Raw genomic sequence first — 22,601 nt, forward strand, 5'->3', positions numbered from 1 at the left:
GAGGTCAGCGGCCAGGCCGTCGACCGCGCCGTCAACGCCATGCGCACCATCGCCGAGAAGATCTCCATCGTCCAGGAGATCGCCCGCCAGACCGACCTGCTGGCCCTCAATGCCGCGGTCGAGGCAGCGCGTGCCGGCGAGCATGGCCGCGGCTTTGCCGTCGTCGCCTCCGAAGTGCGCAAGCTCGCCGAACGCAGCCAGGCGGCGGCCGCCGAAATCTCCAGCCTCTCGGGTGAGACCGTCACGGTCGCGACCGAAGCCGGCGAGATGCTGTCGCGCCTCGTGCCCGATATCCGCAAGACCGCCGAACTGGTGGCCGAAATCTCGGCTGCCTGCCGCGAGCAGGATATCGGCGCCTCGCAGATCAACGAGGCGATCCAGCAGCTCGACAAGGTGACGCAGCAGAATGCCGGTGCCTCCGAAGAGATGTCGGCAACCTCGGAAGAACTGGCCGCCCAGGCAGAGGAGCTGCAGGCTTCCATCGCCTTCTTCAAGGTCGACCAGGCCAATGCCCGCAAGACGCAGACCGTGCATCAGCCGGTCCACGCTCCCGCCAGCCCGGCCAAGTCCCGGCCTGTCGCCAAGGCACCAGCTGCCAGGACACCGGCCGCACGAACCGACAACAGCGTTGCCGCGCAGCAAGCCCGCCTCAAGGGCTTCTCTCTCGACATGTCCATGGGCGGACCAGACGCAGACGATGCGGAATTCAAGGAGAGCGCATAAATGGCTGCATCCAGCACCGAAGCTCAATATGTAACCTTCGGCCTTGGCGATGAATGCTTCGCCGTGCCCGTCGAAGTGGTCCGGGAGATCCTGGACCATCAGGACGCCTTCCGTATTCCGCATGGACCGGATTACCTGCTCGGCCTCAGGGACGTGCGCGGTCAAGGCGTACCGATCATCGATCTGCGCCTGCGGCTTGGCATGTCCGCCACTGCGAAGACGCCGCACACGCGCATCCTCGTGATCGACATTCCGATCACGCACAAGGCCCTCACGTTGGGCCTCGTCGCCGATCGTGTCTTCGAGGTGACATCCTTCAAGCACCAGTCGATCGAAAGCGCTCCCGATATCGGCGTGCGCTGGCCGTCGGAATACATTGCCGGCGTCGTACGCCGTGAGGGCGGCTTCGTCGTGATCATCGATCTCGCAAAGCTCTTCTCATCGAGCGACAAGGTCTCGTTGATGGGCGTGGGCACCGGCCATCAGGCCTCCGAGTTCGCCGCTGTGTGAGTGAGGCGTAAAGTGGCAATGCAGGATGTAAGGGACTACGAGGACAAGGGGCTGAGCCGGCGGAATTTCGACCAGCTCGCCCGCTATATCTACGATTATAGCGGCATCAAGATGCCTCCGGGCAAACGCACGATGCTGGAAGGACGTTTGAGGCGCCGGCTGCGAGCAACGGGGATCGGCGATCTCGACGGCTATTGCGACTATCTGTTCAAGCGTGGCGGTATCGATCGCGAGGCCATTCACCTGATCGACGCGGTCACGACGAACAAGACGGATTTCTTTCGGGAACCGAAGCATTTCGAGCATCTCGAAAATGCCGCCATCCCCGAACTGCTGGCGGCGGGACACAATCACCTGCGGATCTGGAGCGCAGCCTGCTCCATCGGTGCCGAACCCTATACGATCGCCATGGTGATGGAAGATTATCGGGAAATCCGTGGCGCACCGGAATACAGCATCCTTGCCACCGACCTTTCGACCGATGTTCTGAAGGTTGCACGCAGAGGCGTCTATCCCGCCGCGATGATCGACCTGGTCGACCGGCAGCGGCGCCTGCGTTATGTCATGGAAGCGCGCGACCCCGAACGGGGCGAAGTTCGAATCCATCCCAAGCTGCGTTCGAGGATCGGCTTCGGTCGTCTCAATCTCATGGATCGCGCCTATGAGATCGGCGACAAGGTTCATATCGTCTTCTGCCGAAACGTGCTGATCTATTTCGACAAGCCGACGCAGGAAAAGGTGCTCTCCAGGCTCTGCGAGAAGCTGGCGACCGGCGGCTTCCTCTATGTCGGCCATTCCGAAACGATCAGCGGCCTCAGCCTGCCGGTCAAGCAGGTCGCCAATACCGTGTTTCGGAAGGTCTGACGCATGCCGAAGAAGATCCGCGTACTCATTGTCGATGATTCCGCCAGCGTCCGGCAGGTCATGACACAGGTGCTGTCGGCCGACCCGGATATCGAGGTGATGGGTGCCGCTGCCGACCCCTTCATGGCAGCGAAGAAGATCCAGGAAGAAATTCCCGACGTCATCACGCTCGATGTCGAAATGCCGCGCATGGACGGGATCACCTTCCTGCGCAAGCTGATGGCACAGCACCCCATCCCGGTCGTCATGTGCTCTTCGCTGACCGAAGCCGGATCGGAAACCTTGATGCAGGCCCTCGAAGCCGGAGCCGTCGATATCATCCTCAAGCCCAGGATCGCCGCCGCCGACCATCTTGCGGAGACGGCGGCGACGATCCGCGAGACGGTCAAGGGTGCGGCAGCGGCGAGACTTGGAGCGCTACGGCGTCGCGCGGCCACTCCGAGCGGACCGACGGCCAAGCTGACCGCCGATGCCGTCCTGCCGCCGCCGAGCGGCAGGGCCATGGCCAAGACGACGGAAATGATCGTCTGCGTCGGGGCGTCGACGGGCGGCACGGAGGCACTGCGCGAACTGCTCGTGGCGCTTCCAGCCAATACGCCTGGCATGATCATCGTGCAGCATATGCCGGAGAAATTCACCGCCGCCTTTGCCAAGCGCCTGAACAGCCTTTGCGAGGTGGAGGTCAAGGAAGCCGAACATGGCGATGCGGTCCTGCGCGGTCACGTGCTGATCGCCCCCGGCGGCAGGCATACGCTTCTGGAACGCCAGGGTGCGCGCTATGTCGTCGCGATCAAGGACGGCCCTCTCGTTTCACGGCATCGGCCTTCCGTCGACGTGCTTTTCCGGTCGGCTGCGCGCTCGGCCGCGGGAAATGCCATGGGCGTCATCATGACCGGCATGGGTGACGACGGTGCCCGCGGCATGAAGGAAATGCACGATGCCGGCGCTTTCACCATCGCCCAGGACGAGGAAACCTCGGTGGTCTTCGGCATGCCCAAGGAGGCGATCGCCCATGGCGGTGTCGACAGGACTGTGGGGCTGAACCAGATCGCCCGCGAAATTCTGGCGGCGGATAAACGCCGCTAGCTGGCGGGTAAAGAGTTGGCACGATCGGTCACGCCGTAATTCAAAAAGGTTTGTTAACCATAAATGCGTAACGATCTCAGCAAGCCATGACAGCTCTTCGCCTACCCCATTGCGTTGCCCAACCGATCAGTACAGGGAATTCCCATGGCCGTTTTGACCTTTGCCAACACCAAGGGCGGCGCCGGCAAGACCACAGCCGTCGTCATCGTTGCCTGCGAGCTTGCCCGCATGGGCTTTTCGGTGGCCATCCTCGATGCGGATCCGCAATTGTGGATCTCCAAATGGCATGAGCGGCTGGGCTCGAAGGCACCGTCCTCTTTGTCAGTCGTTTCCTACGTGACAGCCGCCAATCTCGGCCAGCATGCGCGCAAGCTGCGCGCCGAGGTCGATTTCCTGCTCATCGACCTGCCCGGCGCCCGCAGTCCGCTGCTGGCACAGGCGCTCGGCTATTCGAACTACGTGCTCATCCCCGTCCAAGGCTCGGCCATGGATGCGGAAGGCGCGACCAACGTCATCGAACTGCTGCAATATCTCGAGGATCGGGCCGATATCCGCATCCCGCATTCGGTGGTTCTGACCCGCGTCAATCCGATGGTCACCACCCGCGCGCTGCAATCCGTGAAGGAACTGCTCTCCAGCCGCCGGGTTCATGTACTGTCGACGCCGATCATCGAGCGTGCGGCCTATCGCGAGGTCTTCGGCTACGGCCAGACCCTCTATTCGATCGATTCCGATACCGTCAGCAATCTCGACAAGGCGCAGCAGAACGCCCAGACGCTTGCTCAAGAGGTTCTCCGCCGCATTCTGCCCTATAGCGGCCGCGTCAATGAACAGGCTAAGGCCGAAGGATTCAAGCTCTCGGCTTGACCAATGCCTCAAAGGCTCAAACCAAAGCCTGCCGCGCCGATCTTTCATCGGCGCGGCAAGGCCCGTTATCAGCCGAGGAAAGAGCGAATTTCGGCTGCGATTTCCGCCGCATGCGTCTCGAGGGCAAAGTGGCCGGTGTCGAGAAGCTTGACGACCGCATCGGGAATGTCCCGGCGGTAGGCCTCGGCTCCGGGCGGCAGGAAGAACGGATCATGCTTGCCCCAGATCGCCAGCAGACGCGGCTTATAAGTGCGAAAGTAATCCTGAAAGGTCGGATAGAGCGCGACGTTGCTCTTGTAATCCCCGAAGAGATCGAGCTGAACTTTCTCCGCACCCGGACGGGCCAGATAGAAATTGTCGAGCGAGTAGCCATCCGGAGAAATCCTGGTGGCATCAGGAACGCCGTGCGTATATTGCCACGCCGTCGCGTCCGGCTGCAGGAATGCCTTCAGTGCATTACGATTTTCCTCAGAGGCTTCGCGCCAATAGGCTTGGATCGGATTCCAACCCTCGCTCAAACCCTCCTCATAGGCATTGCCGTTCTGGGAGATGATTGCCGTGATCCGCTCCGGATGCTTCACCGCCAGCCGGAACCCGGTCGGCGCACCATAATCGAAGACATAGATGGCATAGCGGTCGAAACCGACGATTTCGGTGAAGCGGTCGATCGTCTCGGCGATACTGTCGAAGCTGTTGGTGCCCTTCGGCGCGTCGGATTGTCCGAAGCCGGGAAGATCCGGCGCAATGATGTGATAGCGATCGGCCAAAAGCGGAATGAGATCGCGATACATGTGGCTGGAACTCGGGAAGCCGTGCAGCAGCAGAAGCTTGGACGCGCCGGGCGAACCTGCCTCGCGATAAAAGACTTTGACACCTTCGACATTGACGGTGCGATAGTTGATATCAGTCATGACAAGGTCCTTTCATAACCTTTTTGATTGCTCTTATGGAGTTATAAACAGAGAATTCAGATAGCGGTGGCTGCGTCCCGAATCATCTCGACAATGGCGGCCGGAGCCGTGACCATCGGCATGTGATCGGCCGGGACGGCGTGCTGCCGCGCCTTCATGCGCGCGGCCATGAAACGCTGATTGTCGACCGGGATCATCCGGTCCTCCTCGGCGATCAGGAACCAGGTGGGACGATCCTTCCAGAGCGGACGGCGGACGGGAACGGTGATGCATGCCGGCGAGATCGGTCGCTGCGAGGCCGCCAGAACTGCCAGCTCGTCAGCCTTCGCGTTCTGTGCGAAGGCGGTCGCGAATGCATCCTGCGGAAGGTAGATCAGCCCGTGGCCGTCGGGCGCCAGCCTCGGCGCCTGCAACTGAGGTTCGCCGCGATAAAAGACATCGGCAACGGTCTCGCCCTCATCCGGCGCAAGCGCTGCAACATAGACCAGGGCCTTGACCTTTTCGCTGGAAACAGCGGCGATGATGGCGCCGGCATAGGCGTGACCCACCAGGATCACGGGTTTTTCCGTCCGTTCCAGGGCGCGTTCGAGCGCGGCAACATCCTCCGCAAAGGAGGTCAACGGCAATGGAGCGGCGGTTACCGAAAAGCCGTCGGCCGCCAACGGCGTGATCACCTTTGCCCAGCCGGATCCATCCGCCCAGGCACCATGGACAAGAACAACATCTGCATTTTGCGACGACATCAGCCTTCTCCCTCCGACCCGGGAAGTAACCGTTGAAATGACGTTAATAGGGTTACTCTTGATATGCGTAACTTGTCAAGCGGCTTTTAACAGGTTATATCGAGGCTGTGTTTTCGAGCGGCCTTTCAGCATCGCTGCTGGCCGGAACAGGAGTAGTCGATGGACAACCATTCGCCCGCCATCTTTGTCGGCGACACGCTGGGACTGGATTTCCTCAATTCGGTCGCAACGCCCGTGGATGTGCCGATCGACTGGATCGACGACGGAGAGGGCCTGCTGCGCTGGCTGGAACAGGCCGGCCTCGTTCCGCGAGAGACGCTCGCGGCCATGCGCGAACAGGCGTTGCCCGGCGAGCTTGACAAGGTCGCCGACCAGGCAAGAAGCCTGCGTGAATGGTTCAGGGCTTTCGTAAACTCCCACAAGGGAAAGCCGCTGACATCGGATGTCCTGAACGAACTGGAGCCACTGAACCGCCTGCTGGAACGCGACGAAGGCTTCGCCCGGATCGTCGCGAGCCCGGCGGGTGAAAACGGTAAATTCAGCTTTCAGCCGATGCGGAAATGGCGCTCGCCCGAAGCTCTGCTATTGCCGATCGGCGAAGCGCTGGGACGCTTCGTCTGCACGGAGGATTTCTCTGACGTGAAGGCCTGCGAGGGCCACGCATGCACCTTGCTTTTCGTCGACCACACGCGCGGCCACCGCAGACGTTGGTGCAGCATGGCGATGTGCGGCAACCGCGCCAAACAGGCAGCTCATCGGCACCGTCTCAAACAGAGCTGATGCCGATGGACTGCCGGCTTGGCGCGTGAAAAAGTCGAAAAGTTACGTGCATAGATCAACCGGAGCTGAGCACAGCTCGCTCCGGCGCAACCACTGCTGAAATCCGACAGCGATCGATCGGCTCAGACCGGATCTTCCCGGTGCAGATCATGGATGGCGACGGCATCGCCGCTGAAGGGCGGCAGCAGCCATTCGCTATGGCGCAGCGTGCGCTTGGTGTCCTCCAGTCCCATGTCCCAATGCTCGCGCATCGACGTGCCGGAGAACTCATAGTCCTTGGCATGGCCTTCATAATTCTTGTGCTGATAGATCAGATGCACGATGTTGACGACGCCGGCATCGGAGTAATCGGCGATCAGCTCTTCCTCTTCCGGTGTCAGCTGATCCTTCGGGACACGCCTCAACGCACCCAGGAGCTTCATCTTCAGCCCGTGAATGCGCTTGAAGTTGTCGGTATTCTGCCGCGTGCGGCTGGAATACATGATGTCCTTGTGACGCGACAGCACATCCGGCATGCTGCGCGGCAGGACGCCACGCGCGCTGAAGAGATCCACCTGGAAGACCAGCGAGCTCCGGTCTTCTTCCTGATCGAGCAGATATTGCAGCGGCGTATTGGAAACGATGCCGCCATCCCAATAATATTCACCTTCGATGCGGATGGCCGGCAAGGCCGGCGGCAGCGCGCCGCTCGCCATGATGTGCTCAGGGCCAATGCGGATATTGTCGGTGTCGAAATAGACGAAATTGCCGGTGCGGACATTCACCGCGCCGACGCTGAAACGCTTCTTGCCATCGTTCAAAAGGTCGAAATCGATCAGCATCTCCAATGTCTTCTTCAGCTCCGCCGAATCGTAGAAGCTCGTCGCGCCTTCGGCGCCCGGCAATTCGAGCCATGGATTAGGAAAGCGCGGCTTGAAGAAGCCTGGCTGGCCCATGGTCATCGTCATCCACGAGCTGGTGCGATTACGGATATCGCGGAAGAAATCGCCTTCGGGCGTATAGGCCCAGATCTTGCGGCCGGAGATGATCTGCCAGAACTGTTCAAGACGCTGCAGGCGCCGGCTTGGTTCGTTGCCGGCGATAATGGCGGCATTGACCGCGCCGATCGACACACCCGAAAGCCAGGTCGGCTCGCATCCGGCTTCGGCAAGCGCCTGGTAGACGCCGGCCTGATAGGCACCGAGCGCGCCGCCGCCCTGAAAGACCAGGGCGACGCGATCATATTGAGCGGCAATTTCCGGGATGGTCGGGGCTGCGGCCTTGGTGTTTCGTTCAAGCACGGTCCGTCTCCACTAAGGTCTAACAATGAGGCTTTCAGTTACCTGCGCTCGGCGAGATAGTCGTGAACGACTTCGCCAAGCCCAAGCGTCAGATCGGCAGTGAAATGAACCGCCGAAACCACTTCCAGCACAGGCAGCCGCGCCACGTCGGCCATGACATGCGGCCTGAGATCGAGAGCAGCGGGCGAGGTCCAGGCTTCCTTGATCGTGATATCGGTCAGATAGTAGCGCACGAGCTCGCAGATGCGCGGGGTCGCATCGACATGCGGCACGATCTTGATCAGGAAATTCGGCTCCGAGAGGGCGGACAAAAGCGGTCCTTGCTCGATCGGCTTGTGCTTGTAACCCATCGTTCCGGTCGCGCAGAGAACGCTGCCGTAATGCAGCGTGCCGACGATGACCTCGCCCTCGTTGACGATCTTCGGACTGGCAAGCTTCTTCGGAAAGCCCCAGATTTCGCGGCCGCCGGTGATCGGCGCATCGTCATCGAGATACATGGAGTGGACATAGCCGCCCCGCTGCCCGCGATATCGCACGGGGATGACCTGTCCGGTCTCGGTATAGTCGCCGAAACCAGTGGAATCGGGCATGCGGATGAATTCGTATTTCACCAGCGGCTCGTCGATTTCGAGCGGCTCCGGCACGACAGCCTCAAGCGCCTCGCGCGTGGTGCGGTAGGTGATGATGATATATTCGCGATCGAAGAATCGGTAGGGTCCCGGGGGATAGGAAGGGTTGGTCAGCGGCATAGCATAGGCATGCTTCAGAATGTCTTCGACCTTCATCTTATGTCCGTCGTTGGAGGAAATCGCCGGGCGCCGGAGCGAAAACTTGCACGGTTGCATGACAGTGAAGTGTCAGCTGCCAAATGGTTGCGCGGGAGCGGACCGGCCACTGTTATCAAAGCGACATATCCGGCTGGCAGTGTGCGCTCATCCTGAGCATTTCCCCTTACCCAACCATGTCAAAGCGATCGCGGGAGTAGCCTAATGGGTTCGTTGATTTCGAAGAATGCGCTGGTCACCGGTTCGACGAGCGGTATCGGCCTTGCGATCGCCCGCGCCTTTGCCGCCGAAGGCGCGAATGTAACGATCAACGGCCTCGGCGATGCCGATGCGATCGAAAAGGAACGGGCTGCCATCGAAGCCGATTTCGGCGTGCAATGCCGCTACTCCGGCGCCAACATGATGAATGGCGAAGAAGTGACATCAATGGTGCGCGAAGCCGAGGAGGCCTTCGGCAGCCTCGATATCCTCGTCAATAATGCCGGCATCCAGTTCGTGGCCCCGATCGAGGAGTTTCCCGACGACAAATGGGAAGCGATCATCCGCATCAACCTGCTTGCCGCCTTCTACGCCATCAAGGCAGCCATTCCCGGCATGAAGGCACGCAAATGGGGCCGCATCATCAACACGTCCTCGGCACACGCACTGGTCGCCTCGCCTTTCAAGTCCGCCTATGTCTCGGCCAAGCACGGGATCACCGGCCTCACGAAGACCATCGCGCTCGAAGCCGCGCAGGACGGCGTGACCGTCAACTCCATCGCACCCGGCTATGTCTGGACGCCGCTCGTCGAGAAGCAGATCCCCGAGACGATGAAGGCGCGCAACATGACGGAGGAGCAGGTCAAGCACGATGTGCTGCTCGCCGCCCAGCCAACGAAGGAATTCGTGACCGTCGACGAAGTGGCCGCCATCGCCGTCTTCCTCTGCGGCGACGCCGCCAAGCAGATTACCGGCACGACGCTTTCCGTCGACGGCGGCTGGACCGCTGAGTAATGCCGAAACCATAGCCGGCGCAGGTTCGAAAACCGCGCCGGCTTTCTGTGGCTATAGGCCACAGCATCAACATGAAAACAGAGCAGGAGGCGCATAATGACTGATGAAACCCAGGATCCGCTCAGCCGCATCAAGGATGAGATCGTCGACAGCTTCGACGAAGAGCTGGAGATGCAGCTTGAAGAGGACCGGCTGGACGAATTGGTCGCAGAAGGCCTTATCGGCGAAGGCGAAACGGCGCTGGACCGCCGTGTCTATTTCCGCGAACTCTTCCGCCTCCAGCACGAGCTGGTGCGCCTGCAGGATTGGGTGCAGTACAAGAAACTCAAGGTCGTCGTGCTGTTCGAGGGCCGCGATTCCGCCGGCAAGGGCGGCGCCATCAAGCGTGTCACGCAGCGCCTCAATCCGCGCGTCTGCCGCGTGGTCGCACTGCCGGCTCCGACCGAGCGCGAGCGGCACCAATGGTATTTCCAGCGCTATGCCGCCCACCTGCCGACGGCTGGCGAAATGGTGCTGTTCGACCGCAGCTGGTATAACCGCGCCGGCGTCGAGCGCGTCATGGGCTTCTGCTCGCCGGAGGAATTGGAGGAGTTTTTCCGCTCCGTGCCGGATTTCGAGCGCATGCTCGTACGCTCCGGCATCATTCTCCTGAAATACTGGTTCTCGATTACCGACGAGGAGCAGGAATTCCGCTTCAACATGCGCATCCAGGACCCGCTGAAGCAGTGGAAGCTTTCGCCGATGGACCTGCAGAGCCGCGTGCATTGGGAGGAATACACCAAGGCCAAGGAAGAGATGCTGGAACGCACGCATATTCCGGAAGCGCCGTGGTGGGTCGTCCATGCCGTCGACAAGAAGAAGGCGCGTCTCAACTGCATCGCCCATCTGCTGACGCAGATCCCTTACGAAAGCGTACCGAAGCCGGAAATCGTGCTGCCGGAACGCATGCGCAATGCAGACTATCACCGCACGCCGGTGCCGCCGGAAATGTACGTGCCGGAAATCTACTGATCAGGATCGATGAGGGGTCCGCCTCGGCCGGGCCCCTCTGAAGGATTACTTGAAAAACGAAATCCCTTTAACTCCGCCTATCGGTAAGCAAGGCCGGCCCGAAGTCAGACTGGGCGATAGGCCCATTCGGATACGGCGCCCAAGCCCAGCCGCTGCAGGAGTTCATAGGCGACCCTCCGGTTGATGGGATTGTGCAGCCTGAGGACTTTCGAGCCGAGAAAATCCATCTCCGCATGCTCGAATGGCAGAAGATGCCGTGCCTTGCCAAGCGCGGCTCGATAGACCTCATGAAAATCCCGCCGGCAGACATAGGTCTTGTACTTTGTCATGCAGAAGGCGGCAAAGGTATCGCTGTTCCTGCGCAGAAAATCCGAGACACCGATCGTCACCTCCGGCCAGGCTGGATTGAACGTATCGTCGAAGGCGATGATGCCATGATCGGCCAGCACGCTCTTCGCCAACCGGCTGTCGGCAACGATGTGGCGAAGCAAATGTCCTCCATCGATGCTGAAAAAACGAACCTGCCCAACCTTGTCGATGATGGCTTGCGGATCGAGCCTGGTGCTATCGCCGGTTATGACGAGATCTTCGTCGACAGGAATGCCCAGTGATCTCCCGTTGTCGAGGAAGCGTTGATATTGCGCACCGCCCGGTTCTATGTCGAAGAGGTCGATTGCAAGCACATTGTCATCGGGTGCGCTGATCTTGCGCAGCAAGAAATAGGACCGCCCATAATAGACCCCGATTTCGACGAGGCCGCCGTCGAGTTTCTCCTGCCTTTGCTTTTCGATTAACGACAGGAAGACAAGCGCATCCGGCGGGTCGATATAACCATCGATTTTCTGAAGATCGCGAAATACAAATTTTCGAACGCTCGATTTCAAATGTAAACCCCACTTGTTTTCTTCGCGCATTTCGCCACCGAACACCTCATCGACAGGAAGCAGCCGGTTGAAAAATGCATCGCTTCTGCAAGGACCGCGCATAGCGAAGCCGCAGGCCCTCGAAACTGGGATGGGACTGTGTCAAGACGAGCGCTGCTAACGAATATAGCGACCTTTCTGTCGTATTTCGGATAGTGATGCGCGGGTTGGATAGTTCCAGCCTATATCAGCGCCAATATCGAAACTGAATCGCAGCCAATGGCGAATAGCGAGCCGGCACCTTAAGTGATGTATAATGTGAGTCTAAAATTCACTTCATCGGCCGAGGAGACCGTCATGACTGCGCCGCATCCCTCGAAAACGCATATCGGCAACCACGCCCTGCATCCCGAAACGCAGATGCTGAATTACGGCTACGACCCCGAGCTGTCCGAGGGCGCGGTCAAGCCGCCCGTTTTCCTGACTTCCACCTTCGTCTTCAAATCGGCCGAGGACGGGCGGGATTTCTTCAACTACATCTCCGGCCGCAACGAGCCGCCGGCAGGCAGGGGCGTCGGCCTCGTCTATTCGCGCTTCAACCACCCCAACAGTGAAATCGTCGAAGACCGCCTTGCCGTCTACGAGCGGACGGAAAGCGGCGCGCTGTTCTCCTCCGGCATGTCGGCGATCGCCACCACGCTGCTGACCTTCGTCCGCCCTGGCGATGCGATCCTGCATTCCCAGCCACTCTATGGCGGTACGGAAACGCTTATCGCCAAGACATTCCTCAATCTCGGCGTTGCGGCGGTGGGGTTCGCCGATGGCGTCAGCGAAACCTCGGTAATGGCGAGTGCCGAGGAAGCAATGACCAAGGGCCGAGTGTCCGTCATTCTCGTGGAGACGCCCGCCAATCCGACCAATAGCCTGGTCGATATCGCCATGATCCGCCGCGTGGCCTATGCGATCGGCAAGAGGCAGGGTCACACGCCGATCATCGCGTGCGACAATACCTTGCTGGGACCGGTCTTCCAGCGCCCGATCGAGCACGGCGCCGATATCTCCCTTTATTCGCTGACCAAATATGTCGGCGGTCATTCCGACCTGATCGCCGGTGCCGCCCTTGGCTCCAAGGCCGTCATCAAACAGGTCAAGGCGCTGCGCGGCGCGATCGGCACGCAGCTCGATCCGCATTCCTGCTGGATGCTCGGCCGCTCGTTGGAAACGCTGCAGATCCGCATGGAACGGGCCGATAGCAACGCCCGGGCCGTGGCCGATTTCCTGCGGGATCACCCAAAAGTCGAGCAGATACACTATCTACCCTATACCGACCCCGCATCGGCCGTAGGCCGGACTTTCGCCGCCCAATGCAGCGGGGCAGGCTCCACCTTCTCCTTCGATATCAAGGGCGGCCAGCCGGCATCGTTCAAATTCCTGAATGCGCTGCAGATCTTCAAACTCGCCGTCAGTCTCGGCGGCACGGAATCGCTGGCCTCCCATCCGGCGACAACAACGCATTCCGGCGTTCCAATGGATGTGCGCCATCGCATCGGCGTGCTGGAATCGACGATTCGCCTGTCGATCGGCATAGAGCATCCAGACGACCTGATCGCCGATCTGGCATCCGCGCTCGAAGCCGCATGACGTAAATCCTACGGATTTACGACACGGCTGAACGCTGCAACGATCAGCTATGTACGGTCAGAAGGTTCGCATCCCGCGCAAGGCGCCACCGGCCATCGGCCTCCTTGCGCAGAAGCGTGAGTGTGTAACCCGATTGTTTGATGGCATCGGCGTCGGGCGATGTGATCGTGATGTCGATGTGATTGCGAATGAAGGCCCAGTCGCCCAGCACCCGCAATTCGACGATCTCGCTGGAGCCGTCCATCTTCACGCCGCCCCTTCCCTTGGAGGCTGCGGCGAAGGCCTGCTTGCCAAACGGCTCTCGGCCCGGCACCATGAAGACGACATCATCAGTCATCAGCCCCAAAACGGTTGCCGTATCGCCCGCCTTGCTTGCGGTGATCCAGGTTTCCACGACGTTGCGGATTGCCTTTTCATCCTCCGTCATTCCGAATCTCCTCCATGGACAGCCCCGCATTGCGACAGCGGCTGCGTTTCAACTCATGAGGCGAAAACTATTGGACGGAGAAAGTCGGCACTGCCTATGCCCAATCATCCGGCCAGGTTTCAATATCCCGATTAACAATATAGTGCGCTCCGTCATGCCGGACATAGCAGATAGGGAGACTTCCTTGCTACAGACGAACCGGCCTAATCCGGCTCATCCCTGGGCTTGGCGGGGCGCAGGGCATCGCTAAGCTCGCGCTGCCGGCGCCAGCCCGATCCAACACGGCAAACGCGGAATATCCTATCGCGACCTGAGCTGGGCAATCGACAGCATGAGATCCGCGCTCATGCCAACTCCGGAGCCGCGGTTTAGGATGGCGGATGCAGGCGAGGCGGTATTTGCGCCGTTTGCCGCGTCATATACGGCGGAGAACCGCTTCAGCAGGTTGTCTACCTTACCGGCATCATGCAAATCCTTGATCGGAAAAAGCTTCTCCAGCATCTTCGCCTGGCGGCTCACATCCATGTTCGACATGGCGGCCGGCAGCGAGTAGGTGGTCTTGATCACGTTGTAAAGCGCCGGATCGGACATGATGTCGTAGACGGAATTGATCTGCGGCGCCTTTCGCTGGAAATAAAGCGCAAGGCGGACACCATCGTTGGAGGCACCCTGCTGCGTCTCCAACGTCTGATGGAGAAAGAGATCGTCCGTGGCGAGGCGTGCGCCCTTGTTCTGCCCCGGCCCGATCTTCGCGTTCGTCAAGTTGCCCTTGGCGTCGAAATTGAAGACATTCACCATGGCCTTGAACTTCGCGCCTGCCGGCGTGTTCAGGAATCCCTTGGCATCTTCAGGATCGGCGGTAAAGGCCTTCTTCAAGGTCGCCTTGTCGACCGTCTTGGGGTCGATATTATTGGCAACGAGAATGAATTCCGTGAGTTTCTTATCCGCCAGAAGTTCATCGACCGTATCGACCTTGGCAATCGATTTGCTGAATTCCGTCGCCGCGTCCTTCGCATCCTTGATCGCCTTGTCGCGCATCTCACCCGTCAGCCCGAATGTTTTTGCCTTCGAATAAGCGGAGATGAAGCTGTTGATCGAGCTCTGCGACAGAGCCGTGACCGGATCCCGGAGATTGCCCTTGCTGTCGAAGTTGAACGCCTTGGCAAGCTCGACGTATCTGTCGTCCTTGAGGGAACTGACATAGCTCTTGCTGTCATAGGGGTCGCTTTCCAGGATCTTGCGCAATTGGTCCCGCGAGACCTCGTTCCTGTCGATCCCGAAAGCACGGAGCGCCATGTCCTCAATCGTCGGCAGGTCCTTGCTCTTCGTGTCGTTGGCGGCAAAGAAATCCTCGATCGTCTTGATCTTTCCCACCGCCGACTTGTAGTGGTCCTCAGCATCCTTGAACAAGGCCTGCTTGGCGCCTTTTGCCTGCTTCAAATATTTGATGGAGATGTCGTCTATGGCTTGCGCCGATTGCGCGGGCTGCCCCGCCGGCAACGTCCCGTCGGATGCGAAATTGAAATGAGCGACCATATCCTTCATACCGGAAACATCGGCATAGACGGGGTTGGCGAAAGCAAGATTGAATTGAGTCGGCGTAAGTTTGGCGCTGAGGCCGAAAGCCTCCTTGATATAGGAGAAAAGCCTGTTGTCCCCGGTGATTTCGCTCAGCGACGTCACCTTCGTGATTGCATGGCGATAATAATCGTCGTTGCTGACAGCCATGGTTGGGGTCAGCAGGCTCGGAACCGTATTGTTGTAGCGAGAAATCATCGCTTCCTTCTGCTGCGCCGTTTGTGCCGACGGGGCAGAAAGCGTTCCATCATCGTTGAAATTGAACTGCGATGCGATCAGCTTATAGGTCGCCTGAACCGATGCCGAAGAGAAGTTGCCTGCCTGATTGACGAAGCTGTTCGGATCGCTGACATCACTGGTCAGAACCGACTTGAGAAACGACTTTGATATATTGTCCGGATTGATGCCATGCGCCCGCAGGACATAGTCTCTCATCCTGCTGCTGTTGACGATATCGTCGACATTCGACACCTTGTCGATCCAGCTGCTATAGAACTTGCTCTCTTTCGTAGCCAAAGTTGCCTCATTGGCGAAAGATTGCTCATAGAGCCCGATCGTATCGCTTTTCTGGGCATCGGTTTGAGCCGTCTGATTCTTTGACTTGCCACCGAAGTTGAAGGCTGCGGCAAATTGCCGGTAGCGGCTATCGGTCAATTTATTTGCGAAACTGTTCGTGTCGCTGAGGTCACTTGTCAAAACCTTCTTCATGAAGGCCTTGGCATAGGCCATGTCTTCCAGGCCATAGGCCTTCATTGCATAGTTATAGAGCCTGTGGTCGGCAAGGAACTCATCCACATTCTTGATCTTGCCGATGTGCTCGTCATAATATTGCTGGTCGCTTTTGACCGTTTGCTGCTTGGCGATGCGCGCAAGCGTCGACGTCATATCCTTTGTCGCGGTCACATAGCCGAGATACGTTGAAATCATCGATCGCCCCCACAGCGCAATTCACCAACATTTGCCCCGGGATCGACTATCGCAACCAGACCTTGCGCGAAGCTAGATCGCAATCTGCGGGCATTGCTTTCGGCGCCCTCGCCCAGTGCGGCACGAATTGCCGCATTGCGCCTGCGATGGGCCTGCCCTATGACTGCAGACCGTATCCGCGACATGCGGTGGCGGGGGCAGGTATGCGGAAGACAATTTCGCTGACATGGCAGTGGAGCGTGCGCATCCTTTGCGCCGTGGCGCTGTTGTTTGTCGGCTTCGCCCATCAGCCTGTCGTCGCCACGGCGGATGAGATATCCCCGCTGGAGATTGCCCAATACCGGCTCCCGGATGGATCGCTGCCCATCCTCTGCATCACCTATAAGGATGCCGACGGCAAGGTACACGGGAAAGCCTATGCGCCCGGATGCGAGGCGTGCCGGATCGCCTCTGCCGCGGTCCTGCCGACGCCACCCACCGACGTTTACGAGCGTCTCGTCTCCCAGCGCGGCGAGATCGTCGTTGTAAAATCGGAAGCCTTCTACCGGCAGCTTTATCCGCCCAACACCGGCCCAAGAGCACCACCCATCCTCGAAACCGTTGGCTGAACCCGCGTTGCGGCTCTGCCCGTGACGCCCACCGTCAACGCTGCCGCGTGCACGACCATCGGGTCGTGAAATCTGAGGATTGGTGTTCCAAGCTGTACCATGCCGAACGTGGCCGATTGGCCCGGCTGGTTATCGGCAAGCAAGCTCACCCCAAAACGGCGAACCATCGCCGCTCCTCCTCGGATCGACCGCTTGTGGCAGCCTGCCGATCTTCGGAGGATTTCATGTCTGCCTTTACCGCTGCAGAGCCTGCAGCAGCAACAACCCACAATATCTCGCTCTATCGCGCGATCTGGCGCTGGCATTTTTTCGCCGGTCTTCTTGTCATTCCCTTCATGCTCAATCTCGCGATCACCGGCTCGCTCTACCTGTTCAAGGATCAGATCGCCGATACTTTCTATTCGCACCGCTACCTCGTTGCCGGGACCGGCACGATGCTGCCGCCGCAACGGATTGCCGATGCGGCGCTTGCGGCCTTTCCGGGCGCCCGCGCAATCTCCTATCACGAAGCGTCGGCGCCAAACCGCTCGGCCTGGGTGACGGTATCCAAGGACGGCCGATCAACCATCGTCTACGTCAACCCTTATGACGGCAGCATTCTGGGATCGGTCGGCTCGAAGCAGGAATTCGGCTGGGTCGTCAAGCGTATCCACAGCCTCGAATATTTCGGGACATGGACCAATCGCCTCATCGAGATCGTTGCGGGCTTTGCCCTCGTTCTCGTGGTGACCGGCATCTATCTGTGGTGGCCGCGACAGCAGAGCGGCGGCGTGCTCACGGTTCGCGGCAATCCGTCGCGGCGCGTCTTCTGGCGCGACCTGCATGCCGGGACTGGCGCGCTTGCCGGCATCCTCATCCTCTTCCTGGCCTTCAGCGGCATGCCCTGGTCCGGCTATTGGGGCGCCAATGTCAATGCCTGGCTGACCGCTCACAATTTCGGAACACCGGCCGCAGTCTGGGACGATGTACCGAAATCGACGAGGGTCACGCAGGACATCGTCAGCCGGCCCGGCTGGGTGGTCGAAAACGCGCCGGTTCCGGTGTCCGATATCCCGGCGGCGCAGTCGGCAAAGCCGATTGGCCTGAACAGGGCCGTGGAGATCATGCACGGCCTGGGCATGATCGCCGGCGCTGACCTTGCTATCCCGACGGATGAGACCGGCGTCTACACCGCCAGCCATTATTTCGGCGATCTTGGCAAGGAACGCACTGTTCATATCGACCAATATTCCGGAAAGCGGCTCGTCGATATCTCCTATGATCAGTATCCGGCGCTCGGCAGGGCGATCGAATGGTGCATCAATATCCATCAGGGACAGGAATGGGGCCTCTTCAACCAGCTTCTGATGCTCGCCGCTTGCCTGGCCATCATCCTGTGCTGCGTGACGGCCGCGATCATGTGGTGGAAGCGCAGGCCAACAGGCCGCCTCGGCGTACCGCCGATGCCGCCGCAAAAGTCCGTCTATGTCGGCCTCTGGTTCATCGCCATCATCTTCGGCGCGGCCTTTCCGCTGACGGGAGCCGCCATCGCCGCGATGCTGCTCTTCGACCAGCTCGTGGTTCGTTTCGTCCCGCCGCTCCGGCGCTTCTTTTCCTGACGAGATCAGGGGGAGCCTGAGGCTTCGCCTGTCTCTCCTTTTCCAGATCAAGGATATCGATCATGCCGAAACACGCTTTTGCTTCCGCCGTCTTGGTGCTGCTGCTCCCGCCCTCCTCCAGTATGGATCACATTGCGTCCGCGCTGCTCGCCGATGCCGCGCCGAAACAAATCCGGGAGCTGCTGCAACGGGAATAGTTCGGTGGTCTCGGCGGCCACTCGAAAAAGATAATATCGTCCGGCAGGCCCGCCGGTGAATATCGGCGATCACTGGATCGCCATCGCACGCTCGCGAACTTTCGCGGGTCATCAACATGATAAGGAAACCAGATATGTCCCCGATGACGAAAATGCTCCTCGCTGCCGCCGCAATCAGCATCGCGCTTGCCGGCCAGGTCATGGCCCATGCCCATCTGAAATCGGCCGTTCCGGAGGCCGACGGGACGGTGAAGGCCGCCCCCTCGGAAATCGACCTCACCTTTAGCGAAGGCCTCAACCTGAAATTCAGCGGCATCAAGGTCACAGGTCCTGACAAGACGGCGGTCAAGACCGGCGAAGGCATGCTGATGAACGGCGACACGACATTGATGGTGCCCGTGAGCGACAGGCTTGCGCCCGGCAAGTACACGGTCGAATGGCATGTTCTGTCCACGGACGGGCACAAGACCAACGGCACCTATGGCTTTACGGTGGCGCCCTGAACGATCCCGAAGCCGTCCGCGGTCACGCGGGCGGCCTCGCTCCCGGCAGATGTGATATCCGTCTGCTCTTTTTCTGTCCAGAAAAGGCTCAGGACGAAGCGGTAACGCAACCCCGCAGGAAAATCGCGGCGCATTCGGCGGCTCGCATCCTGATTTCTTCGTCGTCCGGCGCTTGCCGCTGGCCCAGCATGACGGCCCTTTGCGGCTCCATCGTCATCATCCCGCGCAGAAAGCCGGCGGCAAGAGAAACATCCGCGATCCCGATCGCGCCCTTGTCGCGCTGGCTGCGCAGCCAGACCTCGAAGACCACGGTCGAGGCCCTGATTGCCCGCTCGTAGAAGGACGCCGCGATTTCGGGAAAGCGATCCGCTTCGGCGACCGCCAGCCGATTGATGGCGATCGTTTCCGGATCCAGCGCCAGACGGCCATAGGCGATCAGGATTTGCTCGAGTTGGTGATGCAGGTCCGGATGCTTCAGGAGACCCTGATCCACTTCGACGTTGAAACGGGCGATGCGATCCGTAATCACCGCATTGAAGATCTCGCCCTTGCTTTCGAACAGCCGATAGACCGTCTTCGTGGAGACACCGGCGCCCTGCGCGATGTCGTTGATGCATGCCGAGGCATAGCCCGCTTCCAGAAAGCGCTTGCGCGCCGAAGAGAGCACGATTGCCCGAGTTTCGTCATCACAACGAACCTGTGGGCGTCCTCGTGGTCGTTTCGTGGTTTTTGGATTTAGGACCATAAATATTTTCCAAAATATAGTTGACTTGCATCTTATAGCGCTTATTTTGGAAAATATCAAGTTTCCAAATAGAACTTGGCCGCTACCCCTGCCCGGCAGCGACCCCTGTCAGGAGCAAGTACATGGCAAACAATCTGCATATCGTGACCTCCAAGGACACTTCCGGCGAAGCGCAGGAGAGTGTCGAGGCGAAGGTCAAGGAAGGGGTGACGACCGAACCCCGTCCAGAGACACCGAAGGGCCCGGCGGCCGGCGATGCCGCCGCAAAGCGCAACAAGATGCCGCGCCGCCTGATGTACGGCGCGGGCGCAATCGTCATCATGGCTGCAGCGGGTTACTGCGGGCACAATTACTGGCAAAATGGCCGCTTCGAGGTGTCGACCGACGACGCCTATGTGCAGGCCGACAACAGCTCGATCGCCCCAAAAATCTCGGGCTACCTGGCGGAAGTCCTGGTCAAGGACAATGAGACCGTGAAGGCCGGCCAGCCGCTCGCCCGCATCGACGACCGCGATTTCCGCGCAGCGCTCGACCAGGCAAAGGCCGATGTCGCCGCCGCGCAGGCAACCATACAGGCCGAGCAGGCGTCGCTGGATATCCAGCAGTCGACGATTGCGGCCGCGCGCGCCACGCTGGATGTGGACAAGGCCAACGAAACCTTCGCAGAGCAGAACAACAGGCGCTATGCCAGCCTCGCCTCCAACGGCTATGCCGCCGTGCAGACAGCGCAGCAGGCGGCATCGCAGATCGCCGCAGCGCAAGCTTCCATCGTCCGGGACACCGCAACCTTGGAAGGCGCCATCAAGCAGGTCGAACTTCTGAAGGCCCAGATCGCACAGGCGACAGCCGCCCTGCAGAAAAGCCAGGCGGTCCAGCATCAGGCTGAGCTGAACCTCTCCTATGCAACCATTATTGCTCCCGTCGACGGTACGATCGGCAACCGCACGCTGCGCATCGGCCAATATGTTCAGGCCGGAACGCAGCTGATGTCACTCGTGCCGACCGACCAAGCCTATGTCGTCGCCAATTACAAGGAGACGCAGCTGACGGATGTCCATGCCGGTCAACCCGTCGATATCGAAGTCGACATGTTCCCCGGCAAGACCTTCCATGGCCATGTCGATAGCCTTGCGCCGGCGAGCGGGCAGGAATTCGCGCTGCTGCCGCCTGACAATGCGACCGGCAATTTCACCAAGGTCGTTCAGCGAATTCCGGTCAGGATAGCGCTCGACGCGCAGACCATGAAGAGCGGTGAACTGCGCCCGGGAATGTCCGTCGAGCCGAGCATCAACACCAAAGCAGACGCCGCACAGCGGAACTGACGGCGGGAGCCCACAATGTCAACGATTACGATGGATGGCCGTCCGATGCCGGCCGCAGCGGCGGAGCCGCGCGCATCGACAAGAGAGTGGATCGCGGTTTTGGCCGGCATGATCGGCGCGTTCATGGCGATCCTGAATATCCAGATCACCAATGCCTCCCTCCTCGACATCGAGGGGGGCATCGGCACCGGAGTTGATAATGGCGCCTGGATCTCGACTTCCTACCTGATCGGCGAGATCGTCGTCATTCCGCTCACCGCCTATCTCAGCAGCGTCTTCTCGTTTCGCCGTTACATCCTGGTGAACTCGGTTCTGTTTCCGCTGTTGTCTCTCTCCTGCGCCTTTGCCCACGATCTCGGAACGATGATCGTGCTGCGTGGTCTGCAGGGATTTGCCGGCGGCGTGTTGATCCCGATGGCCTTCACCATGGTGCTGACGAAGCTTCCGAAGCCGCAGCAGCCCTTGGGGCTGGCGATCTTTGCCCTGTCCGTCACTTTCGCTCCGGCCATCGGCCCGACGATCGGCGGCTACCTGACCGAGAATTACGGCTGGCAGACCATCTTCTTCATCAATGCCGGCCCGAGCGCCATCATGGTGGTGGCGCTGGCGCTGGCGCTGGACAAGCAGCCGATGCAGCTGAAATTGCTGCGCGAAGGCGACTGGGCCGGTATCGTCACGATGGCGATCGGCCTCTCCGCCCTGCAAACCGTGCTAGAAGAGGGCAACAAGGACGACTGGTTCTCCTCGCCCTTCATCGTCCGGCTCAGCATCGTCGCGGCCGTGTTCCTGACGCTCTTCATTATCATCGAGCTGAAGGTTTCGAAGCCGCTGGTGAAACTGCGGCTACTGAAGCAACGGAACTTCGGGCTGGGCGTGCTTGCGAATATTCTCGTGGGCGTCGCGCTGTTCGGCACAGTCTACATCCTGCCGCAATATCTCGGCCAGGTGCAGAGGTATAATGCCGAGCAGATCGGCAACGTCCTGGCATGGACGGGGTTGCCACAGCTACTGCTGATCCCGCTGGTGCCGCTGATGATGAAACGCGTGGATGTGCGCTGGCTTGCCTTCTTCGGCATTGCGGTTTTTGCGCTCAGCTGTTTCATGAACGTCACGCTTTCGGCCGACAATGCCGGGGACCAGTTCTTCATTCCGAACATCATCCGCGCCATCGGCCAGGCGTTCGTCATCACCCCGGTTACCGCAATCACCACGGCCGGCATTGCCCCTGCGGATGCGGCGGCGGCCTCCGGCCTGGCGAACATGCTGAGAAATCTTGGTGGCGCGGTGGGAACCGCCTCGCTTGGGACCATCCTGACCAAACGCGAGCAGTTTCACTCCAACATCATCGGCCAATCCGTGACCCTTGCTCGCGATGAGGTTCGTCAACGAATAGACCAGATGACAAACTACTTCCTGTCACACGGTATTTCGGATCATCAGGCGGCCCAGCAGAAGGCAATCATCGCGCTCGGCCAAGTCATCAAAAGGCAAGCGCTGATCATGGGATTCAGCGATACCTTCGCAGTCATCGGCGTGGTGCTCGCCATCGCGGCTATCACGATGCTGTTCACCAAGCGCCCACAGGCAGGCGGTGGCGGAGGCGCTCACTGAGGATGCGGGTCGCACGCAATATGCACGA

The 22,601-nt window shown here is 59.9% G+C and carries 23 protein-coding genes; 15 read left to right on the forward strand and 8 right to left on the reverse strand.

What is annotated here, in order from left to right:
* The 5 genes from DQ393_RS16205 to DQ393_RS16225 all read left to right on the forward strand — a co-directional run.
* A partial coding sequence (locus DQ393_RS16205) for a methyl-accepting chemotaxis protein (protein ID WP_245430372.1) occupies nucleotides 1–723 on the forward strand: 723 nt, incomplete at its 5' end.
* A complete protein-coding gene (locus tag DQ393_RS16210; RefSeq protein ID WP_112342790.1) occupies nucleotides 724–1,233 on the forward strand; it encodes a chemotaxis protein CheW in 510 nt (169 codons plus the stop codon). It begins immediately after the preceding gene.
* Nucleotides 1,234–1,251: 18 nt separating this feature from the next.
* Nucleotides 1,252–2,097, forward strand: a complete 846-nt coding sequence (locus tag DQ393_RS16215; RefSeq protein WP_112342791.1) for a CheR family methyltransferase — start codon at nucleotides 1,252–1,254, stop codon at nucleotides 2,095–2,097.
* A 3-nt stretch (nucleotides 2,098–2,100) separates the two neighbouring features.
* Nucleotides 2,101–3,183 carry a protein-glutamate methylesterase/protein-glutamine glutaminase gene (locus tag DQ393_RS16220; protein ID WP_112342792.1) on the forward strand — a complete coding sequence of 361 codons (1,083 nt, stop codon included), beginning with the start codon at nucleotides 2,101–2,103 and terminating at the stop codon, nucleotides 3,181–3,183.
* A 144-nt stretch (nucleotides 3,184–3,327) separates the two neighbouring features.
* Nucleotides 3,328–4,050, forward strand: a complete 723-nt coding sequence (locus DQ393_RS16225; protein WP_112342793.1) for a ParA family protein — start codon at nucleotides 3,328–3,330, stop codon at nucleotides 4,048–4,050.
* 68 nt (nucleotides 4,051–4,118) lie between these two features.
* Here the strand turns inward: DQ393_RS16225 and DQ393_RS16230 are convergent, their stop codons facing one another.
* Nucleotides 4,119–4,961 carry an alpha/beta fold hydrolase gene (locus tag DQ393_RS16230; protein ID WP_112342794.1) on the reverse strand — a complete coding sequence of 281 codons (843 nt, stop codon included), beginning with the start codon at nucleotides 4,959–4,961 and terminating at the stop codon, nucleotides 4,119–4,121.
* A gap of 56 nt (nucleotides 4,962–5,017) precedes the next feature.
* Nucleotides 5,018–5,704 (reverse strand): alpha/beta fold hydrolase, encoded by a 687-nt coding sequence (locus DQ393_RS16235; RefSeq protein ID WP_112342795.1) that lies wholly within the window; start codon nucleotides 5,702–5,704, stop codon nucleotides 5,018–5,020.
* A gap of 159 nt (nucleotides 5,705–5,863) precedes the next feature.
* Between DQ393_RS16235 and DQ393_RS16240 the strand changes: the two genes are divergently transcribed.
* On the forward strand, nucleotides 5,864–6,484 hold the full coding sequence (locus tag DQ393_RS16240; RefSeq protein WP_112342796.1) for a CGNR zinc finger domain-containing protein: 621 nt from the start codon (nucleotides 5,864–5,866) through the stop codon (nucleotides 6,482–6,484).
* A 122-nt stretch (nucleotides 6,485–6,606) separates the two neighbouring features.
* Here the strand turns inward: DQ393_RS16240 and DQ393_RS16245 are convergent, their stop codons facing one another.
* Nucleotides 6,607–7,764 (reverse strand): patatin-like phospholipase family protein, encoded by a 1,158-nt coding sequence (locus DQ393_RS16245; RefSeq protein ID WP_112342797.1) that lies wholly within the window; start codon nucleotides 7,762–7,764, stop codon nucleotides 6,607–6,609.
* A 38-nt stretch (nucleotides 7,765–7,802) separates the two neighbouring features.
* Nucleotides 7,803–8,549 carry an acetoacetate decarboxylase gene (locus tag DQ393_RS16250; protein WP_112342810.1) on the reverse strand — a complete coding sequence of 249 codons (747 nt, stop codon included), beginning with the start codon at nucleotides 8,547–8,549 and terminating at the stop codon, nucleotides 7,803–7,805.
* Between the two features lie 204 nt (nucleotides 8,550–8,753).
* Here DQ393_RS16250 and DQ393_RS16255 point away from each other — a divergent pair, with 204 nt between their 5' ends.
* On the forward strand, nucleotides 8,754–9,542 hold the full coding sequence (locus DQ393_RS16255) for a 3-hydroxybutyrate dehydrogenase (protein WP_112342798.1): 789 nt from the start codon (nucleotides 8,754–8,756) through the stop codon (nucleotides 9,540–9,542).
* A gap of 96 nt (nucleotides 9,543–9,638) precedes the next feature.
* Nucleotides 9,639–10,553 (forward strand): polyphosphate kinase 2, encoded by a 915-nt coding sequence (gene ppk2, locus DQ393_RS16260; RefSeq protein WP_112342799.1) that lies wholly within the window; start codon nucleotides 9,639–9,641, stop codon nucleotides 10,551–10,553.
* 104 nt (nucleotides 10,554–10,657) lie between these two features.
* Here the strand turns inward: ppk2 and DQ393_RS16265 are convergent, their stop codons facing one another.
* Nucleotides 10,658–11,437 carry a class I SAM-dependent methyltransferase gene (locus tag DQ393_RS16265; protein ID WP_112342811.1) on the reverse strand — a complete coding sequence of 260 codons (780 nt, stop codon included), beginning with the start codon at nucleotides 11,435–11,437 and terminating at the stop codon, nucleotides 10,658–10,660.
* A 336-nt stretch (nucleotides 11,438–11,773) separates the two neighbouring features.
* Between DQ393_RS16265 and DQ393_RS16270 the strand changes: the two genes are divergently transcribed.
* On the forward strand, nucleotides 11,774–13,057 hold the full coding sequence (locus DQ393_RS16270) for a cystathionine gamma-synthase family protein (RefSeq protein ID WP_112342800.1): 1,284 nt from the start codon (nucleotides 11,774–11,776) through the stop codon (nucleotides 13,055–13,057).
* A 43-nt stretch (nucleotides 13,058–13,100) separates the two neighbouring features.
* Here the strand turns inward: DQ393_RS16270 and DQ393_RS16275 are convergent, their stop codons facing one another.
* Both DQ393_RS16275 and DQ393_RS16280 read right to left on the reverse strand, forming a co-directional pair.
* Complete coding sequence (locus DQ393_RS16275; RefSeq protein ID WP_112342801.1) at nucleotides 13,101–13,484, reverse strand: YybH family protein; 384 nt, start codon at nucleotides 13,482–13,484, stop codon at nucleotides 13,101–13,103.
* Nucleotides 13,485–13,784: 300 nt separating this feature from the next.
* A complete protein-coding gene (locus DQ393_RS16280; RefSeq protein WP_112342802.1) occupies nucleotides 13,785–15,989 on the reverse strand; it encodes a DUF1217 domain-containing protein in 2,205 nt (734 codons plus the stop codon).
* Nucleotides 15,990–16,192: 203 nt separating this feature from the next.
* On the opposite strand from DQ393_RS16280, the gene DQ393_RS16285 reads away from it, so the two are divergent.
* The 4 genes from DQ393_RS16285 to copC all read left to right on the forward strand — a co-directional run bounded on the left by DQ393_RS16285 (nucleotide 16,193) and on the right by copC (nucleotide 18,895).
* Nucleotides 16,193–16,597, forward strand: coding sequence for a hypothetical protein (locus DQ393_RS16285; RefSeq protein ID WP_112342803.1), 405 nt, complete (start codon nucleotides 16,193–16,195; stop codon nucleotides 16,595–16,597).
* 224 nt (nucleotides 16,598–16,821) lie between these two features.
* Complete coding sequence (locus tag DQ393_RS16290) at nucleotides 16,822–18,195, forward strand: PepSY-associated TM helix domain-containing protein (protein WP_112342804.1); 1,374 nt, start codon at nucleotides 16,822–16,824, stop codon at nucleotides 18,193–18,195.
* Nucleotides 18,196–18,257: 62 nt separating this feature from the next.
* Complete coding sequence (locus DQ393_RS34115) at nucleotides 18,258–18,392, forward strand: hypothetical protein (protein WP_281024010.1); 135 nt, start codon at nucleotides 18,258–18,260, stop codon at nucleotides 18,390–18,392.
* A 134-nt stretch (nucleotides 18,393–18,526) separates the two neighbouring features.
* Complete coding sequence (gene copC / locus DQ393_RS16295) at nucleotides 18,527–18,895, forward strand: copper homeostasis periplasmic binding protein CopC (RefSeq protein WP_112342805.1); 369 nt, start codon at nucleotides 18,527–18,529, stop codon at nucleotides 18,893–18,895.
* 88 nt (nucleotides 18,896–18,983) lie between these two features.
* On the opposite strand, the gene DQ393_RS16300 is transcribed toward copC, so the two are convergent.
* Nucleotides 18,984–19,640: a TetR/AcrR family transcriptional regulator C-terminal domain-containing protein gene (locus DQ393_RS16300; protein ID WP_112342806.1), complete on the reverse strand. Its 657-nt coding sequence runs from the start codon at nucleotides 19,638–19,640 to the stop codon at nucleotides 18,984–18,986.
* A 122-nt stretch (nucleotides 19,641–19,762) separates the two neighbouring features.
* Between DQ393_RS16300 and DQ393_RS16305 the strand changes: the two genes are divergently transcribed.
* Together DQ393_RS16305 and DQ393_RS16310 are read left to right on the forward strand one after the other, a co-directional pair.
* Nucleotides 19,763–20,962: an HlyD family secretion protein gene (locus tag DQ393_RS16305; protein ID WP_181592370.1), complete on the forward strand. Its 1,200-nt coding sequence runs from the start codon at nucleotides 19,763–19,765 to the stop codon at nucleotides 20,960–20,962.
* Between the two features lie 15 nt (nucleotides 20,963–20,977).
* Nucleotides 20,978–22,573 (forward strand): DHA2 family efflux MFS transporter permease subunit, encoded by a 1,596-nt coding sequence (locus DQ393_RS16310; protein ID WP_432422006.1) that lies wholly within the window; start codon nucleotides 20,978–20,980, stop codon nucleotides 22,571–22,573.
* The last annotated feature ends 28 nt before the right edge of the window (nucleotides 22,574–22,601 follow it).

The sequence above is a fragment of the Martinezella tropici genome, from assembly GCF_003287875.1.
GTDB lineage: Bacteria > Pseudomonadota > Alphaproteobacteria > Rhizobiales > Rhizobiaceae > Rhizobium > Rhizobium tropici_C.

Excerpts from the sequence above, each read along its gene's own strand:
- DQ393_RS16210 (WP_112342790.1), top strand. The coding sequence starts at position 724 with ATGGCTGCATCCAGCACCGAAGCTCAATATGTAACCTTCGGCCTTGGC.
- DQ393_RS16215 (WP_112342791.1), top strand. The coding sequence starts at position 1,252 with ATGCAGGATGTAAGGGACTACGAGGACAAGGGGCTGAGCCGGCGGAAT.
- DQ393_RS16220 (WP_112342792.1), top strand. The coding sequence starts at position 2,101 with ATGCCGAAGAAGATCCGCGTACTCATTGTCGATGATTCCGCCAGCGTC.
- DQ393_RS16225 (WP_112342793.1), top strand. The coding sequence starts at position 3,328 with ATGGCCGTTTTGACCTTTGCCAACACCAAGGGCGGCGCCGGCAAGACC.
- DQ393_RS16230 (WP_112342794.1), bottom strand. The coding sequence starts at position 4,961 with ATGACTGATATCAACTATCGCACCGTCAATGTCGAAGGTGTCAAAGTC.
- DQ393_RS16235 (WP_112342795.1), bottom strand. The coding sequence starts at position 5,704 with ATGTCGTCGCAAAATGCAGATGTTGTTCTTGTCCATGGTGCCTGGGCG.
- DQ393_RS16240 (WP_112342796.1), top strand. The coding sequence starts at position 5,864 with ATGGACAACCATTCGCCCGCCATCTTTGTCGGCGACACGCTGGGACTG.
- DQ393_RS16250 (WP_112342810.1), bottom strand. The coding sequence starts at position 8,549 with ATGAAGGTCGAAGACATTCTGAAGCATGCCTATGCTATGCCGCTGACC.
- DQ393_RS16255 (WP_112342798.1), top strand. The coding sequence starts at position 8,754 with ATGGGTTCGTTGATTTCGAAGAATGCGCTGGTCACCGGTTCGACGAGC.
- ppk2 (WP_112342799.1), top strand. The coding sequence starts at position 9,639 with ATGACTGATGAAACCCAGGATCCGCTCAGCCGCATCAAGGATGAGATC.
- DQ393_RS16270 (WP_112342800.1), top strand. The coding sequence starts at position 11,774 with ATGACTGCGCCGCATCCCTCGAAAACGCATATCGGCAACCACGCCCTG.
- DQ393_RS16275 (WP_112342801.1), bottom strand. The coding sequence starts at position 13,484 with ATGACGGAGGATGAAAAGGCAATCCGCAACGTCGTGGAAACCTGGATC.
- DQ393_RS16280 (WP_112342802.1), bottom strand. The coding sequence starts at position 15,989 with ATGATTTCAACGTATCTCGGCTATGTGACCGCGACAAAGGATATGACG.
- DQ393_RS16285 (WP_112342803.1), top strand. The coding sequence starts at position 16,193 with ATGCGGAAGACAATTTCGCTGACATGGCAGTGGAGCGTGCGCATCCTT.
- DQ393_RS16290 (WP_112342804.1), top strand. The coding sequence starts at position 16,822 with ATGTCTGCCTTTACCGCTGCAGAGCCTGCAGCAGCAACAACCCACAAT.
- DQ393_RS34115 (WP_281024010.1), top strand. The coding sequence starts at position 18,258 with ATGCCGAAACACGCTTTTGCTTCCGCCGTCTTGGTGCTGCTGCTCCCG.
- copC (WP_112342805.1), top strand. The coding sequence starts at position 18,527 with ATGTCCCCGATGACGAAAATGCTCCTCGCTGCCGCCGCAATCAGCATC.
- DQ393_RS16300 (WP_112342806.1), bottom strand. The coding sequence starts at position 19,640 with ATGGTCCTAAATCCAAAAACCACGAAACGACCACGAGGACGCCCACAG.
- DQ393_RS16305 (WP_181592370.1), top strand. The coding sequence starts at position 19,763 with ATGGCAAACAATCTGCATATCGTGACCTCCAAGGACACTTCCGGCGAA.
- DQ393_RS16310 (WP_432422006.1), top strand. The coding sequence starts at position 20,978 with ATGTCAACGATTACGATGGATGGCCGTCCGATGCCGGCCGCAGCGGCG.